The following is a 15,654-nucleotide window of genomic DNA, read 5'->3' as shown; positions in this document are numbered from 1 at the left end:
CGAGGCAAGTCAAGCGCGTTAACTGCTACCCAGGATCAACCCGCGGTAATGTCCCGGGTTGGTCCCTGACCATTTGCGAAAGGCCTTGTAGAACGAGCTGGTGTCGGCAAAGCCCAGGCGCAGGGCGATGTCGGCAAAGCTGTGCTCGGGTTCGGCCAGCCAGGCAATCGCCAACTCCTTGCGCACACTGTCCTTTAGCCCTTGATAGGTCTGCCCTTCGTCAGCCAGACGGCGCCGCAGGGTCGAGGCCGACATGCACAGGCTCTGCGCCATGGCCGGGGTTTCGGGCCACTGCGCTGCATGCAACCGACGCAGGGCCTGCTTGATCTGACTGGCCAGGCTTTGCGGGTCACGGTACTTGACCAGGATATTGGCCGGGGCCTCGGCCAGAAACCGCTTCAGCTCCTGCGCGTTACGCCTGATCGGCGCATCCAGGCAGTCGGCGGCAAAGATCATCCGCGTGCGCGGCCGCTCAAAGCGCAGGTTCTCGGAAAACATGACCTGGTAGTCTTCGCAGTAGTCCGGCGCTGCACAGCGCAACTCGATGGCCAGAATCGGAATCCGTCGCCCGGCCAGCCAACAGGCCACGCCGTGAACGATCATCCAGTAAGTGAAGTAGGTAAAGCCGCGGGCGGGGTGCTGACCGGGCTCCTGCAGGACAATCTCCGCCAGGCTCTGCTGGCGCACCAACTGTGCCGGTAACCGCTCGAGCATCAACGACAGAAACCCCAGCACCACCTCCAACCCCTGGGCCAGGGTCGGCTGGGCCATCGCCGTGCGGCACATGAATGCCAGGCTGCCGGAGCGCAGCTTGCGCGGGTCCATGCCAAAGAACTCGTCATCCATGCGCCTTGCCAACAGCCGCCACATCCGTGCATAGACCAGCGCTGGCACCCGCGCATCCGCCACGGCCAGCAACCCGGGATCCATGCCGACCTTGTGCAGCACTTCGTCCGTGGCGCTGCCCGGCGCACAGCTGTGCAACAGCGCCTCGCGTACCAGTTGAATGGAGATGGTGTCCTTGTTGCGCATTGGCGCCGTCCCGCCCGATCAGGTTTGGATGACGGCCATCTTAAGCAGCGCGGATCAAAAAGCCAGCAGTAACTTGACCCTGTACAGGCAGCGCCAGCGGCGCTGCCTGTGGCTCAGGTACGCAATCAGCGGTTATCCACTGTGGTGATCTCACGGCGTTCAGCCATGCTCTGCGGCACGCTGTCTTCGTCGGTGAAAAACTGCTGGTACCACTCGCGCAGTTGATACACCGGGCCGTCGCCCTCGGCCAGGACCGGATTGTTGACGCGCACCTTGTGGGTCCAGATATCCACGTCCTGATAGAACGAGTCGCGGTTGCGCTGCACATAGTCCAGTGCCAGGGCTTCGTTTTGCTCCGGCGTCCAGCCCTTCACCTTCTTGACCATGCAACCAAAACGCAGCTCAAAGCTGTTGGGGCCGATCGGCACATGGCAGTTGAGCAGGATGGATTTGATTTCCAGCCCCTCGAACACCGCACGCATGCGCGTAAAGTGAGTGGCCGGGCCGAAGTAAGCCGACTCTGCAACCAGGTCGCCGCCCAGCCGCTCAGAGTCGCCGTGGAAGATCTGGTGGGCGATATGGCCTTCGAAAATATTGTGGAAGTACTTGGTCGGCGTGCCATGCACCGGGCCGAAATGCTGGGCATCCACCAGGTTGTCGACCAGCTCGCGAGGGTTGGTTTCAATGATCAGCTTGTCCATGTGCCAGCTGTGCAACCACTCATCGCTGTCCATCTCCGGCAGATGCGGGATCACCACCTCGTCGGCGGGCGGCTTGCCTTCGGGGTTGTTCCACACGAACAGCAGCTTGTTCACTTCACAGGTCTGCCATGCGCGGGTTTTGGCCTTGGGTGGAATGCGCTTGCAGTACGGGATCTCGACACACTTGCCGCTGGCATCGTACTGCCAGTGGTGGAAGGGGCACACCACGCGATCGTTCTCGATGGTGCCCTGGGACAGGTCAGCGCCCATGTGCGGGCAATGGGCGTCGAGCACACTGATTTCACCCGTGGACGTGGCAAATGCCAGCAACCGCGAGCCAAACACATTCAGGGTATGCAGCTTGCCATCACGGTACTCGTCGGCTTCACCCAGACAATGCCAGCCGCGGCCGAAGCGCGGCGACAAGGCGTTCTCGACGTGAATTTGTGCGAGTTTAGTCATTTTTATTATTCCTCAGGTTAAGGGCCAGGGCGCTTTACCCAATGATCTTCACCGAGGTGCGGGGCGGGTTCATCGTTCAGATGGACTAGAGCCCCCTCACCCTGTGGGAGCGGGCTTGCTCGCGATGCAGGCAACGCGGTACCTCGGTTGAACTGCGTCGATACCATCGCGAGCAAGCCCGCTCCCACAGAGGTAAGTCAGCGGCGCCAATCCTCGACAATTCCGTGCTCCAGCGCAAACGGCTGGCAGTGGATGGTCTTGCACTGGTGATCGACCGCGCCTGCATCGGTGGCCAGCCACAGCATTACCGCTGCTGGCACTTCGGGTGGCGCAGAGCCTGCACGCAAGGCAATCACGCCTTTGTCACCGATGGTCGCGCGCAATGCATCGGTGGTGACCACACCGGGGTTGAGGGTGTAGGCACGAATCCCCTGCTCCCCCAGTTCCACCGACAATATGCCCGACAACCGCGACACTGCCGCCTTGCCCGCACCATAGGCATACCCCCAGCCGCCCTTGCCTGCTGCCACTGGCGGATCGGTTTCGCCAGCACCGGAGGTCACGTTGATCACCACCCCGCCACCCTGTTCCAGCATCTGGCTGACCACGGCGCGGGTCAGCAGGAACGGACTCAGCATATAGCCCTGGAATACCCGTTCCAGGGTCTCGGGCTGCAATTGCATAAACGGCGCATTCAGATCGCTGCCCTGGTAAATGGCGTTGTTGACCAGCACATCCACCCGGCCATATTCGGCAAACACCGCCTTGCTTGCGGCCAGCACCGAGTCGCTGTCGAGCAGGTCCATAGGCACCACCAGCACCTTGCGCCCCAGTTCGCGAACCGCCGCCGCAGTGGCATTCAAACTGCCCGGCAGCGGCGTGCCATCAGGGTTGCGCAAACCGTGGGCATGGTTTTCCCCCTCGTCCAGGCTGCGGGCGCTGATGGCCAGGTCAAACCCCGCACGCGCAAACGCCAGCGCGGTTTCCCGACCGATGCCGCGACTGGCACCGGTAATAAATGCCACTTTGTTCATAGACACCCCTTAACGGTCAGAAACGCTGCGTACGCACCATCGCGTCCATGCCACCGTCGACAAACACCACACTGCCGGTCATGAAACTGGCCTGCTGCGACTGCATGAAAGCCACAACACGGGCCAGTTCTTCAGGCGTGCCCGAACGCCCCAGTGGCGCGACAAACTCACGTACTGCCTTGCCAAACCGGGCATCGTCCTTGGCGGCCTGATGCAGCGGGGTTTCCACAGCGCCCGGCGCCACCACGTTCAGGCGAATACCTTGCGGGGCCCACTGCACCGCCTTGCGCCGCGCTGCGCAGGTCACTGCATATTTGGAGCCGGCATAGGCCAGATGCGTCAGCCCCAGACTATTGGCCAGTTCCAGCGCCTGCGCCTCATCACCTGCCAGCATCGCGGCAACCATCGGTTCTTGCTCTGCCCCGGAATGGGTGGCCGCCACCGAACCGATCACCAGCGCCGCCGGGTGTTCACCCTTGGCCAGCGCATCGGCCAGACCATCGAGCAACTCACTGACGCCAAAGTAATTCACCGCCAGTACCAGACCACTGGAAGGAGCGGTCACCCCGATCCCGGCGCAGCACACCAGCCCGTCCAGCACCCCGCCGCTCTGCTCAAGTACCTGCGCCACTGCTGCCTGGCGCCCGGCACGGGTCGACAGGTCGGCAATCACTTCAGCATTGGCCCGGTCAATCCCGATAATGCGGTGGCCCGCAGCCCGTAATTGCGCACACACGGCGGCGCCGATCCCGGAGGCGGAACCGCTGACAGCTGTAACTGGCATAAGATTTTCCTTGGTAATGCAGGCGCAACGGCCTGGCTGACGAAACACCGGCGGTGGCGCCCATCGCCACCACCGGCGCAGATAAAATCCTTAAGCGCTTTTACGCACCGGGCGCGCCAGTTGTGGCGCTGGCACCACCACGGACTCAGCCGCTCGCAAGGCGCACTTGGGCTTTCCCAACGCGACCACGCTGTTCAGCAAAATCCTCACCAGCTCGGTCTGACGGCGCACACCGGTCTTGGAGAAAATCGAGCGCAAGTGCGCCCGCGCGGTGTTGCGCCGGATATTCAGGTTTTCGGCGGCTTCTTCCAGGGACAGGCCGTTAGCCAGCTCCATCGCCAGCGCCGTTTCGGCCTTGGTCAAGTTGAACAACTGCTTGGTCACCACTTCACTGGCCAGGGACTTGCCCACCGAGTCACGGATATAGATCACCGCCGCCGGCTTGCTCTTGCCCTCGGCCCATTCCAGCGAAGGGATTGCCTCAACCACCAGCCCCAGGCTGACCTGCCCCGAAGGCCGCGTCACGGACATCGCATCAGCCGTCACCCCGCCATCGCGCACGTCCTGACTGAAGGCGTGCTTGACCAGGCGTTGCAGCTCACGGTTGTCGCTGGGGTAAGTGGCTTCCAGCCGGCCGCCCACCAACTTGAGGCCATCGGCATTCTTGAGGATTTCCTCGGCCACCGGGTTCAGGCGCAGCACCTTGCCGGTTTCGTCGAGCACTATGGTCGCCACGGACAGGCGGCTGATGGCCTGGGCATACAACTCGCTCATCGACTCGCTGCGATCGAGCAGGTTGTGCAAGTGCAGGGCACGGCGCAAATGCGGCAGGAAGCTGCTGCACAGGGCACGTTCGGCACTGGAGAATGCCGGGGAATTTTTCGGCCGGGTGATGCGAAAGCGCAGCTTGCCGCCCTCGGGCGTGGAAATATCGGCGCCCATCACATGGTAGACATTTTGCGGCCCGCAATAGGCCTTGAAATAAGCCGAGTGTACCCACTCGGCTTCGCTCATCAGGTCTTCAACGGTAAACACCTGATCCAGAGCCTGCCCGACAAACGGGGTGTTGGTTTGCGGGTAGGTCTGGTAGGTCAGCTCGCCCTCGCCTTCAATGTCTCCGGCCACGATCATCAAGCCCATGTCCGGCTGATCAGGCACCCGCAGAATCAGGGTCGCGTAGTTGGCCTGAAACATTTTGCGCACGGCACACAGGGTACGGCCCATGACCTTGGGGTCCAGCGCGCCATCGTAGAAGCTGCCAACCATTTGATCGTAATCGGCCAGTTCAAGCCCAAGACCGGCCAGGGTCTGGTGATTCAAGGTCACTGTATCCACGGACATTTCCTCGCATTGGGCCAGGTTCAAGACCGGCCCTTTTTATTGTTCTTATGACTCGCGGTGAACCTTTGCGCCACATCCGTAAAGCTGCGCAAAAGCGACTCAGTGTGTCTGTATGCTTGCCCTCATACAAGCCCGGCAAGGGGTCTGTTTCAGCGGTTTGACGAGTCCTTGGCGGCGACGCTCGGCTTGAGCGGGTAATGCCCGGCAGGCACCTGCGCGACTGCATTCTGGGCTTTGACCAGCGGTCGCCCCAGATTGAACCAGGCCGCCAGTGCAGGCAGCAGGAAGATTGCGCCGAGCACGTTGACCAGGAACATGAAGGACAGCAGCACGCCCATGTCGGCCTGGAACTTCAACGGAGCAAAGGCCCAGGTACACACGCCGATGGACATGGTCAACGCGGTAAACACCGCCGCCGTACCCCGTTGGCACATGGCCTGGTAGAAGGCATGGCGCAGGTCCTTGCCATCGGCCATCTCATGGGCAATGCGCTCATATAGATAAATCCCGTAATCGACCCCTACCCCGACACCCAGCGCCATCACCGGCAAGGTCGCAACCTTCAGGCCGATGCCCAGGGTCGCCATCAGCGCATTGCAGAGGATGGCGACAATCGCCAGCGGCACCAGAATGCACAGCACCGCGCGCAATGAACCAAAGGTCAGCCAGCAGAACAGTGCCACCGAGCCGAACAGCGCCGCGAGCATCACCACCTCGGCCTGCTTGACGGCCTCGTTGGACGCCGCCATCACCCCCACGTTGCCCCCCGCCAGCAGGAACTCCACATTGGGCCCCTGCAACCCGGCGATGATGCGTTGGGTTTCGTCCACCACATGGCTCACCGTCGAGCCTTCGTGATCGGTGAGGAACACCAGGATCTGCATGCGCTGGCAACTTTCGGTCACCAGCCCGTCGTCCGGCATGTAAGCGCGCGAACCCTGGCTCAGGCCGCGCTCGGAGCCCGGAATCGCCGACCAGCGCGGGTTGCCTTCGTTATTGCCGGCAATCACGGCTTTGCCCATGCCCGCCACGCTCTGCACCGACTGCACACCGGCCACGCTGCGGATCTGGAAGTCGAAGGACTCAATGGCACGCATCACTTGCGGCGCCAGGCAGCCTTCCTCGATACCCTTGACCTGTACGAACACCGACATCACATCCAGGCCGATGGAATAGCTGTTGATGATCTTCTGGTTGTCCTGGTTGTAGCGCGAATCGGCGCGCAGTTCCGGCGCACCCACGCCGATATCGCCCACTGCCAGATCCCGGGCCTTCCAGGCACCGACACCGAGCAGCAACAGGCTGAGCACAAACACCGCCAGCGCAGGCTTTGGCTCGGCCAGCGCCGACAGCCGCCACCACAAAGCGTGCTTGCCCTGCACCTTGAGCCCCTGTGCCATCGCGCCCGGCTCAAGCTTGAGGTATGAAAGGATGATCGGCAGCATCAGCTTATTGGTGATGATCATCAGCATCACGCCGATGCAGGCGGTCACCCCCAGTTCATGGACGATGGGAATATCGATCAGCATGATCACGCCGAAGCCCAGGGCGTTCATCAGCAGCGCCAGAGAACCGGGGATGAAAATCTTGCAAAAGGCGCCCCGGGCCGCTTCTATCGAAGAACTGCCTGCAAGCACATCCTGCTTCCAGGCGTTGGTCATCTGCACCGCATGGGACACGCCGATGGAGAAGATCAAGAACGGCACCAGAATCGACATCGGGTCGATGCCCAGCCCCAGCAACGGCAGCAGCCCCAGCAGCCAGACCACCGGCAGCAGGGCCACCGCCAGGGCCACCAGGGTCAGGCGCCAAGAGCGCGAGTACAGCCACAGCATCAGCGCGGTGATCACAAAGGCAATCACAAAGAAGCCGATCACGGTGGTCAGCCCTTCAATCACATCCCCCACCAGCTTGGCGAAGCCGACGATATTGATCTCGATATCGTCATTGCTGTACTTGGCGCGAATCGCCTCAAGTTGCCTGGCCACTTCGGCATAGGACACCGACTTGCCGGTTTGCGGATCGAGGTCCTGCAAGTCAGCACGCACCATCGAGGAGGTCAGGTCATTGGCCACCAGGCGCCCGACCTGCCCGGAGCGGGCGACGTTATTGCGCACCTGGGACAGCTCATCGGCCGAACCGGTAAAGCGTGGCGGCACCACGACGTCGCCGAAAAAACCGTCTTCGGTGATTTCGATATAGCGCACATTGGCGGTGAACAGCGACGTCACACTGGCGCGGCTGACGCCATTGATGAAGAAAACGTCATTGGTGACCTTGCTCAGGGTGTCGAGGTACTCGGGGTTGTAGATATCGCCCTCGCCCTTCCACTTCACACTGACCAGAAAGCGGTTGGCGCCGGTGAAGTACTGGCTGAAATTGAGAAAGTTGACCATAAAGGCGTTGCGCACCGGGATCTGCTTGTTAAAGCCCGGGTCCAGCTGGGTGTGCGTGGCGCTGTAGCCCAGGGCCAGGGTCAATAAAACAAACAGCGCCAGCAAGCCCTTGCGCCAGGTCATCAACAGGTCGGCAACACGTTCGACCATACGGTTTATCGTGCTTTTATGTTCACTCACGGGCACCTCCCAGTGCAGCAACGCCGCCGTCGGCACCCTGGAACACACCACGCTCGCCGCCCACCAGTAAACGCCGGGAGCCGATCAGGACCGCCGAGGTCAACGTACCCAAACCGGGCAGGCGAGTGGCGCTGACCAGTTCGCCATTGCCGTCCAGGCGCACCAGCGAGCTGCCCGCACCGACAATCAGCAGACCGCCGCCATTGGGCAACAGTGCGTGACCATAAAGCGGCAACTGATTGCCCACCTTCACCGGCTCCCAGGTGCGGCCAAAATCCTGGCTGACAAACACATGGCCGCGCATGCCGTAAGTCACCCAGCGATCAGGGCTCAGGCGCACCACGCCAAACAGCGAACCGTTGTAGAAAGGCTCCAGCTTCTGCCAGCTGTGCCCGGCGTCGTCGCTGCGCAGCACCAGCCCCTGCTCGCCGACCACCATGCGGCGGCCATCGGCACCCCCGTCCATACCATTGAGGTGTGCGCTGTCCACCTCCAACGGCTGGGCCTGCCAGGAGCGGCCATCGTCTTCTGACTGGTAAAACTTGCCGAAGCTGCCAAAGGCCAACACCCGCTTGCCACCGGCACTCCAGATACCCAACAAGGGTTCGGCGACATCACCGTCATAGCGTACCTCGGACCAGTTTGCGCCCTCATCTTCGGAGCGCAGGATCCAGCCATCATGACCGACTGCCAGCAAGCTCTTGTCCTGCAAGGCCACCAGCGCGGTGAGGGTCAGGTCACGTTGCGGCTTGACCGCAGCAGGTTGCCAGGACAGCCCCTGATCATCGCTGAGCAAAATATTGCCGCGCTCACCGACCGCCACCACACGTTGATCCAGATACAGCATGCCATTGATCTGCAGGCGATCCGGGCGCAACTGGGCTGAGGCGACATCGGCGCCATGACGGGGAGAGAAGGTAAACGCGATGGTGACAGCGACGATCAGGCACACCCCATAGCCAATCATTGAGCGCATGGTCGATGCCTCGCTGCACGATTCAGTTGCTGGGCAGAATTCATGCGGCCAGTCCTCTTTTTATTATCGTGGATGCTCTGGTGGCGGCCTCGGCGAGGCGTCCAGAACCTGGCTTCGATAATCGGACTGGTGAGTCACAGGCACATCGTCCAAATGGCCTAGTGAGTTGATGGTCAAGGGGTGAGGGTCATGTCGGAGCTGGCTTGCCTGCGATTCAGGCGATACGCGGGGTCAGGTTAACCGCAGGGAAGCCATCGCGAGCGAGCCCGCCCCAACAGAGGGGCGGGATTGTGTGAGGCTGGCTCAAACCAGCCGCTGGATCTGCTTGTGCCGCCATACCAACCGGTAATACGCAGTCTGCAGCACCAGCATGGCCACATAAGTCACCGGAAACGCCATCCACACGCCCTGCAGGCCATAGTGAGCATCCAGTACATAAGCCGCCGGCAGTTCGATACACAGCACGCAGAAAATCGTGATCCCCATGGGCACCAGCACCACCCCACTGGCGCGCATGATCCCGCCGATCACCGCCTGGAAGCCAAATACCAGCACGCTCCAGAGCATGATATGCAGCAGATGCTCCGCCCGCACCCGCGCCTCGACATCGGTGATAAACAAGCCCAGCAACCAGTGCGACAGCACATAACCGAGCACCACCAGGGCACCGGTCAGGCACAGGTTGATCAGCAAGCCGGTGCGCAGGATCGGGCCGATGCGCTCGATGCGCCCGGCACCAATGGCCTGGGCGCCGAGGATTGAAGCGGTAATGGCAATCGACAGCGCCGGAAACTGCACATAGTTGACGATCTGGGTCACCGCGCCATAAGCCGCGGTGGCCTGGGAGCCGTGGCTGTTGACCAGCGCCAGGATCACCAGCTCCGACAGCGACAGCACCACCATCTGCACCCCGGTGGGCAAGCCAATGCGCAACACCTTGCCGAGGATCTCCCGGTTGAGGCGCAGCGCAGCCCACAGCTCACGATCCGGGGCCATCACATGATTCTTGTGACGCAGGCGCAACACCAGAAACAGCATGGCCAGCACGTTACCCACCAGCCCCGCATAGGCCGCACTTTGAATGCCCAGGGTGGGCAGGCCAGCCCAGCCCAGGATCAGTGCAGGGGTCAGCAGCAACCCCACCGCCGTAGACACCATCAGCGCCAGCAACGGCGAAACCGTATCGCTGACCCCGCGCAAAATCTGCGTAAACAGGATAAAGACCAGCAGCAACGGCATGATCAGCATCATCACCCGGGCATAGCCGACGGCCTCCTCCAGCACGTCAACCGGGGTGCCCAACGCCTGCAAGGCAGGCCGTGCCAGCAGGCTGCCGAGGACCGCGGCGACCAGGCCGATCGCCGCGCCAAGGGTCAGGGTTGCCCCGGTAATCTGCTTGACCAGTGCGGTTTCCCGCGCGCCCCAGGCCTGACCGATCAACACTGAAGCCCCCGCTCCCAGGCCAATCACCAGCGCGATAAAAAAGAACACGATGGGAAACATCCCCGACACCGCAGCCAATGCCTGGGTGCCCAGCAACTGGCCAACGTAAATCCCGTTGAGGGTGCCGGAGAAGCTCTGCAGGAAATTGGACAGGACCATCGGCGCCAGGAAGATCAGGTAGATCTGCCACAGCGGCCGTTGCGAGGGGTTTTGCATAAACACAGCGCCTGAAAAAATTATCAGCGGGGGTTATACCGCAAATGTATCCGGATGTTCCTGCTGAACATCATCAGCACGCCAGCCCAGTCATTTCAACTACGCTTTCTGACGGCTTGCTGAACATGAAGAAATATTCAGAAACGTTTCAGCTTTTTATGGGCAAAATGTGCTCACCGCTGAAAAAGCCCATCAGGTGACGGTATGACCCGTATTTTGACCATTGAAGACGATGCCGTAACGGCGAAAGAAATCGTGGCTGAATTGACCAGCCACGGCCTTGAGGTTGATTGGGTAGCCAATGGCCGCGAAGGCCTGGTTCGCGCCGTGAGTGGCGACTACGACCTGATCACCCTCGACCGCATGCTCCCCGAGCTGGACGGCCTGGCGATTGTCACCACCTTGCGCACCATTGGCGTGAGCACACCGATCTTGATGATCAGCGCCCTCTCCGATGTCGATGAGCGTGTTCGCGGCCTGCGCGCCGGAGGTGATGATTACCTGACCAAGCCCTTTGCCAGCGATGAGATGGCAGCCCGCGTGGAAGTGTTGCTGCGGCGCAAAAGCCCGGCCGACAAGTACGAAACCTCACTGCGTGTCTCTGACCTCGAACTCAACCTGATTACCCGCGAAGCCAGCCGCAGCGAGCAACAGCTGAGCCTGCTGCCCACCGAGTACAAGTTGCTGGAATTCCTGATGCGCAACACCGGGCAGATTCTCTCGCGGATGATGATTTTCGAGGAAGTCTGGGGCTATCACTTCGACCCGGGCACCAACCTGATCGATGTGCACATCGGTCGCCTGCGCAAAAAAATCGATCCGCCGGGCCAGGTGCCTCTGATTCGCACTGTTCGAGGCTCGGGTTATGTCATTGCCGAACCCCTCTAAGGGCTGGCGTTCTTCCAGCAGCCGGCTGCTGGCGCTGTACAGTTTTCTGTTTGTGGCCTGGAGCTGCATCCTGATGGGGGTGCTGTATTACGAAGTCTCGGATTACCTGGGCAACCTGGCCAGGCATTCGTTAATGCAGCGCCAGCACCTGTTTGCCCGCTTCGAAGGCGAACAACTGGATGAAGCACTGGCCACCAGCATGACGTTCGATATGCGTGCAGTGGATGCCTATGGCCTGTTCGATGAGCAACACAAGCCGCTGAGCGGGCCGATCCAGTCCATCCCTCAGGGCTTGCCGCTGGACGGCCAGATCCATGCCCTGAGCAGCTGTATCGACTCCGATGACCCCAACCTGCCGCAAGACAGCTGCGATGCCGTCGCCACGCAAACCCCTGATGGCCGCTGGCTGGTGCTGGTGCGCGACAACGGCTCGCTGTTTGCCGTCACGCGGATCATTTTGCATGCGCTGGTCTGGGGCCTGTCGCTGACCATCATTCCCGGCATTGCCGGCTGGCACTTGCTGCGCCGCCGCCCGTTGCAACGCATCCGGGCCATTCAGGCCAGTGCCGAAGCCATTGTTGCCGGCGACTTGACCTACCGCCTGCCGCTGTCCAACCGGCGCGACGAACTGGACATGCTGGCCGCCATCGTCAATGCCATGCTCGATCGCATCGAACTGCTGATGCACGAGGTCAAGGGCGTGTGTGACAACATTGCCCACGACCTGCGCACCCCGCTGACCCGCTTGCGCGCCCAGTTGTACCGGATGCGTCAGCAAGCCGTCGAAGGTTCAGCCGAAGCGTTGCAACTGGACGAAGTGATCGGCGAAACCGACACCCTGATGGCGCGCTTTCGCGGTTTGTTGCGCATCTCCGAGCTGGAAGATCACCAGCGTCGCTCAGGCTTCCTGCAACTCGACCCGCTGCCGCTGCTGCAGGAGCTGTACGATTTTTACCTGCCGCTGGCCGAAGAGGGCCAGGTGACGCTGAAGCTCGAAACGCCAGCCGCCCTGCCCGGCCTCACGGGCGACCGGGCCTTGTTGTTCGAAGCCCTGGCCAACCTGCTGAGCAATTCGATCAAGTTCACCCCGCCGGGTGGTGAGGTGATCCTGCGGGCCACCGACGACAACGGCAGCCCGCGCATCGAAGTGCTGGATACCGGCCCCGGCATCCCCGAGGCCGAGCGAGTGGCAGTGTTCCAGCGCTTTTATCGGGTCGACGACAAACACGGCGGCTTTGGCCTTGGCCTGTCCATCGTGGCGGCCATCGTCAGCCTGCACGGCTTCAGCCTGGAAGTGAACAACCGCGAAAGCGGCGGCGCCTGGCTGACCCTGCATTGTCGCCAGAGCCTGATCAATCCCGGTTAACCGCGTCGCCTTCAATCGCGAGCAAGCCCACTCCCACCTGGTCGATGAATATCCTGTGGGAGCGGGCTTACCCGCGATTGCAGCACCACGGTGCTCCTGCACCAAACAATCTTCATGTTCGACCGACACAACTTGGCACAGTTTTTTCTTGGTATTTGCCGTTCGCAGTTATTTCCCCGGAATCACAGCTTCCAGGGGGTGCAACCCGCACCAGTTGCGAACAAGGGCGGTATAGCCGTCCATATTCAGTGCAAAGACGGACCAAAAGTCCCGTCGATGACCCGCTGTTATAAGGAAATTCAACGATGTCAGATGTGCGCTCGCCAACCAGCCCCCTCCGCTCCCGGTCCCCCCGCGCCCTGCATGCGAGCCTCCCCGGCCGCACCTGCTGTCCGGGCACCGACACTTAGCCAGCCCTGCACCCTGACGCCCCGCCTTGCTCGCAGGGGCGCCGGATAGCTGCATCCCGTGTTTCTGCGTACGCCCTGTTCGCCCGCCTTGCTGCGCGGCGAAAACGGCTTTTTTGGCATTGCTCACAAGACAGGTATGTCATGTCCGAATTTGACGCTATAACCGTCCCCCCCAACCGGCCCTGGGCCCTGGTGTGGCATTACATCCGCCTGTACCCGCGCTGGTACTGGGGCATAACCCTGTTGCAAGTCGGCGCGGCGATGGCCGCCACGCTGATGCCCTATGCCATCGGCCGCATCACCGGTGCGGTCAGTGAGGGCGCGTGGCAACAAGGCGATCTGTTGCAGGCCAGCCTGCCTGCCCTGGGCCTGCTGTTCGCCCTGGCAGTGGTGCAGTTGCTCTGTGCACGGGGCGCCACGCTGTGCATGATCATGGTCAGGCCGCTGCAAAAAATCCGCATCGTGCGCGACCTGTTCGCCTGGTTGCAGCAGCATTCGGCCCGCTATTTCGGTGAGCACTTTGCCGGCAGCCTGGCCCACCGCATCAATGAAGGCACCATCGGCCTGCTGGAAATCACCTGGCTGCTGATCGTGGAAATGCTGCCGATTGTCGCGGTACTGGTCACCAGCCTGGTGATGCTGACCCTCGCCTCACCCTGGCTGGGCCTGGGCCTGCTGGTCTGGGTGACAGCCTACACCTGGCTGGCGTACCGGCTGTCACTCAAGGCGCAGAAACTGGCGGGCAAACATGCCACTGCCCGTAGCCTGACCACCGGCAAGATTGTCGATGCGGTGGGCAACCTCAACAGCATCCGTCTGTTCGCCCGCCAGGATTACGAACTCAACTATCTGAACCGCTACCAGATCGAGGAAAAACAGGCCGGACAACGCTCGTTCTTCTACCAGGAAAAGGTGCGCATGCTGCAGGACAGCCTGGCCATTGTGCTGCGCGTCGGGCTGGTGGCCCTGGCGCTGTACTTGTGGCATCTGGGCAAGATCGATGTGGGCCAGTTTGTGATGGTGGCCACCCTGGGCCTGATGATTGTGGCGCAATGCAGTTTTCTGAGCATGCAGTTCATGCATTTCTTCGAGTGCATCGGCAATATCGAGAGCAGTATCGATACCCTCCTGCAACCCCATGAAATGCCCGACCAGCACAGCGCCCAGCCCGTCACTATCGACAAGGGCGCGATCCGCTTTCGCGACGTCAACTTCGGCTATAGCCCCGACAGGCCGATCTTCAAACACTTCAACCTGGATATTCGGGCCGGGCAACGGGTGGGCATTGTCGGGTTGTCCGGTTCCGGTAAATCAACGTTGCTCAGTCTTTTGCTGCGTTCGTACGAGCCCCAGAGCGGGAAAATTGAAGTGGACGGTATCGATATTCAGGCCATGACCCAGCAATCGCTGCACACCCATATCGGCTTGATCCCCCAGGAGCCCGGACTGTTTCATCGATCCTTGCGCGAGAATATCGGCTATGGCGATGTGCATGCCGGTGAAACGCAAATTATCCTGGCCGCCAAACGCGCCCATGCCCATGAGTTCATTCTGCAAATGCCCGAAGGGTATGACGCGCTGATCGGTGAACGCGGGGTCAAGTTGTCCGGTGGTCAACGCCAGCGGATCGCGATTGCCCGGGCACTGTTAAAGAACGCGCCCATCCTGATACTGGACGAAGCCACCGCCAGCCTGGATTCAGAAACCGAAAGTCTGATCCAGAGCAGTCTTGACGACATTATGTCGGACAAGACCGTTCTGGTAGTGGCCCATCGCCTTTCAACTATTGCCCACCTGGACCGCATTGTTGTACTGAACAAAGGGCATATTGCCGAAGACGGCACTCACAGCCAGTTACTTGAGCGCAAAGGGCTGTATTACCGACTTTGGCAGCATCAGTCCGATGGTTTGTTAAGTGAACAAGATGAACTAAGGAATGACTTGCCAGTCACGGAACAGGTTTAAAACTACTCCCACCTCACTAACTAAACGGCGCACTCGCGAATTTAACCATTTGGTCCATCAAGCGTTATAACTTAAAGTAATGTGCCTATAAGCACCTGCCCGCCGCTGTTCGGCCGACAGGTGCTTTTTTATTTGAGCACCCTGCGCAACCCCCAGCCCTGAGCGATCAATCCTGCACGCACCCTGTTGGCACAGCTGGCATCAGGGCAGCAAAGAGCTGAGCTGGCAACTGCACTGTTAGTTGGCAGTCACTGTTCACTTTGGTGCACTGTTTTATAACACCTTCTCATAATTGCCTGATTGTCAGACAATAACACCCTATTAATCGCTCAACTAAGTCTGCTGTCATTGATGACGCCTTAGTTCATTGTCCACTCCTTGTCTTTTCCCAGTCACTTTTAATCCAGCCCGTCACACCCGCACTAAATAACCTGCCGTGACGTCAACTTTCCCGCTCTTC

Annotated in this window: 11 protein-coding genes; 3 read left to right on the top strand and 8 right to left on the bottom strand. The window is 60.8% G+C overall.

The annotated features are described in order from the left end of the window. Window positions 1–18: 18 nt before the first annotated feature. The 8 genes from BLU25_RS01830 to BLU25_RS01795 all read right to left on the bottom strand — a co-directional run bounded on the left by BLU25_RS01830 (window position 19) and on the right by BLU25_RS01795 (window position 10,565). Complete coding sequence (locus BLU25_RS01830; RefSeq protein ID WP_016780661.1) at window positions 19–1,032, bottom strand: AraC family transcriptional regulator; 1,014 nt, start codon at window positions 1,030–1,032, stop codon at window positions 19–21. Between the two features lie 125 nt (window positions 1,033–1,157). Then, on the bottom strand, window positions 1,158–2,195 hold the full coding sequence (locus BLU25_RS01825) for a Rieske 2Fe-2S domain-containing protein (protein ID WP_016780660.1): 1,038 nt from the start codon (window positions 2,193–2,195) through the stop codon (window positions 1,158–1,160). Between the two features lie 197 nt (window positions 2,196–2,392). Further along, complete coding sequence (locus BLU25_RS01820) at window positions 2,393–3,229, bottom strand: SDR family NAD(P)-dependent oxidoreductase (protein WP_083369488.1); 837 nt, start codon at window positions 3,227–3,229, stop codon at window positions 2,393–2,395. A gap of 16 nt (window positions 3,230–3,245) precedes the next feature. Beyond that, window positions 3,246–4,013 carry an SDR family oxidoreductase gene (locus BLU25_RS01815; protein ID WP_016780658.1) on the bottom strand — a complete coding sequence of 256 codons (768 nt, stop codon included), beginning with the start codon at window positions 4,011–4,013 and terminating at the stop codon, window positions 3,246–3,248. Between the two features lie 90 nt (window positions 4,014–4,103). After that, window positions 4,104–5,354, bottom strand: coding sequence for a helix-turn-helix transcriptional regulator (locus BLU25_RS01810; protein WP_016780657.1), 1,251 nt, complete (start codon window positions 5,352–5,354; stop codon window positions 4,104–4,106). 149 nt (window positions 5,355–5,503) lie between these two features. Further along, window positions 5,504–7,900, bottom strand: a complete 2,397-nt coding sequence (locus BLU25_RS01805) for an efflux RND transporter permease subunit (protein WP_371838249.1) — start codon at window positions 7,898–7,900, stop codon at window positions 5,504–5,506. Between the two features lie 22 nt (window positions 7,901–7,922). Beyond that, window positions 7,923–8,906, bottom strand: coding sequence for a WD40/YVTN/BNR-like repeat-containing protein (locus BLU25_RS01800; protein ID WP_016780655.1), 984 nt, complete (start codon window positions 8,904–8,906; stop codon window positions 7,923–7,925). Window positions 8,907–9,209: 303 nt separating this feature from the next. Next, window positions 9,210–10,565, bottom strand: coding sequence for an MATE family efflux transporter (locus BLU25_RS01795; protein ID WP_016780654.1), 1,356 nt, complete (start codon window positions 10,563–10,565; stop codon window positions 9,210–9,212). A gap of 204 nt (window positions 10,566–10,769) precedes the next feature. On the opposite strand from BLU25_RS01795, the gene BLU25_RS01790 reads away from it, so the two are divergent. From BLU25_RS01790 to BLU25_RS01780, 3 genes are all read left to right on the top strand, one after another. After that, a complete protein-coding gene (locus BLU25_RS01790; RefSeq protein ID WP_016780653.1) occupies window positions 10,770–11,453 on the top strand; it encodes a response regulator transcription factor in 684 nt (227 codons plus the stop codon). Beyond that, window positions 11,431–12,819, top strand: a complete 1,389-nt coding sequence (locus BLU25_RS01785) for a sensor histidine kinase (protein ID WP_016780652.1) — start codon at window positions 11,431–11,433, stop codon at window positions 12,817–12,819. Before BLU25_RS01790 ends, BLU25_RS01785 begins: the two co-directional genes overlap by 23 nt. Window positions 12,820–13,370: 551 nt before the next feature. Further along, window positions 13,371–15,194 carry an ABC transporter ATP-binding protein gene (locus BLU25_RS01780; RefSeq protein ID WP_016780651.1) on the top strand — a complete coding sequence of 608 codons (1,824 nt, stop codon included), beginning with the start codon at window positions 13,371–13,373 and terminating at the stop codon, window positions 15,192–15,194. Window positions 15,195–15,654 lie beyond the last annotated feature (460 nt).

Origin of the sequence: Pseudomonas fragi, assembly GCF_900105835.1 — a bacterium.
GTDB classification, from domain to species: domain Bacteria; phylum Pseudomonadota; class Gammaproteobacteria; order Pseudomonadales; family Pseudomonadaceae; genus Aquipseudomonas; species Aquipseudomonas fragi.
Note: the sequence above shows the minus strand (reverse complement) of the source record. Positions and strands in the feature narration are given on the sequence as shown.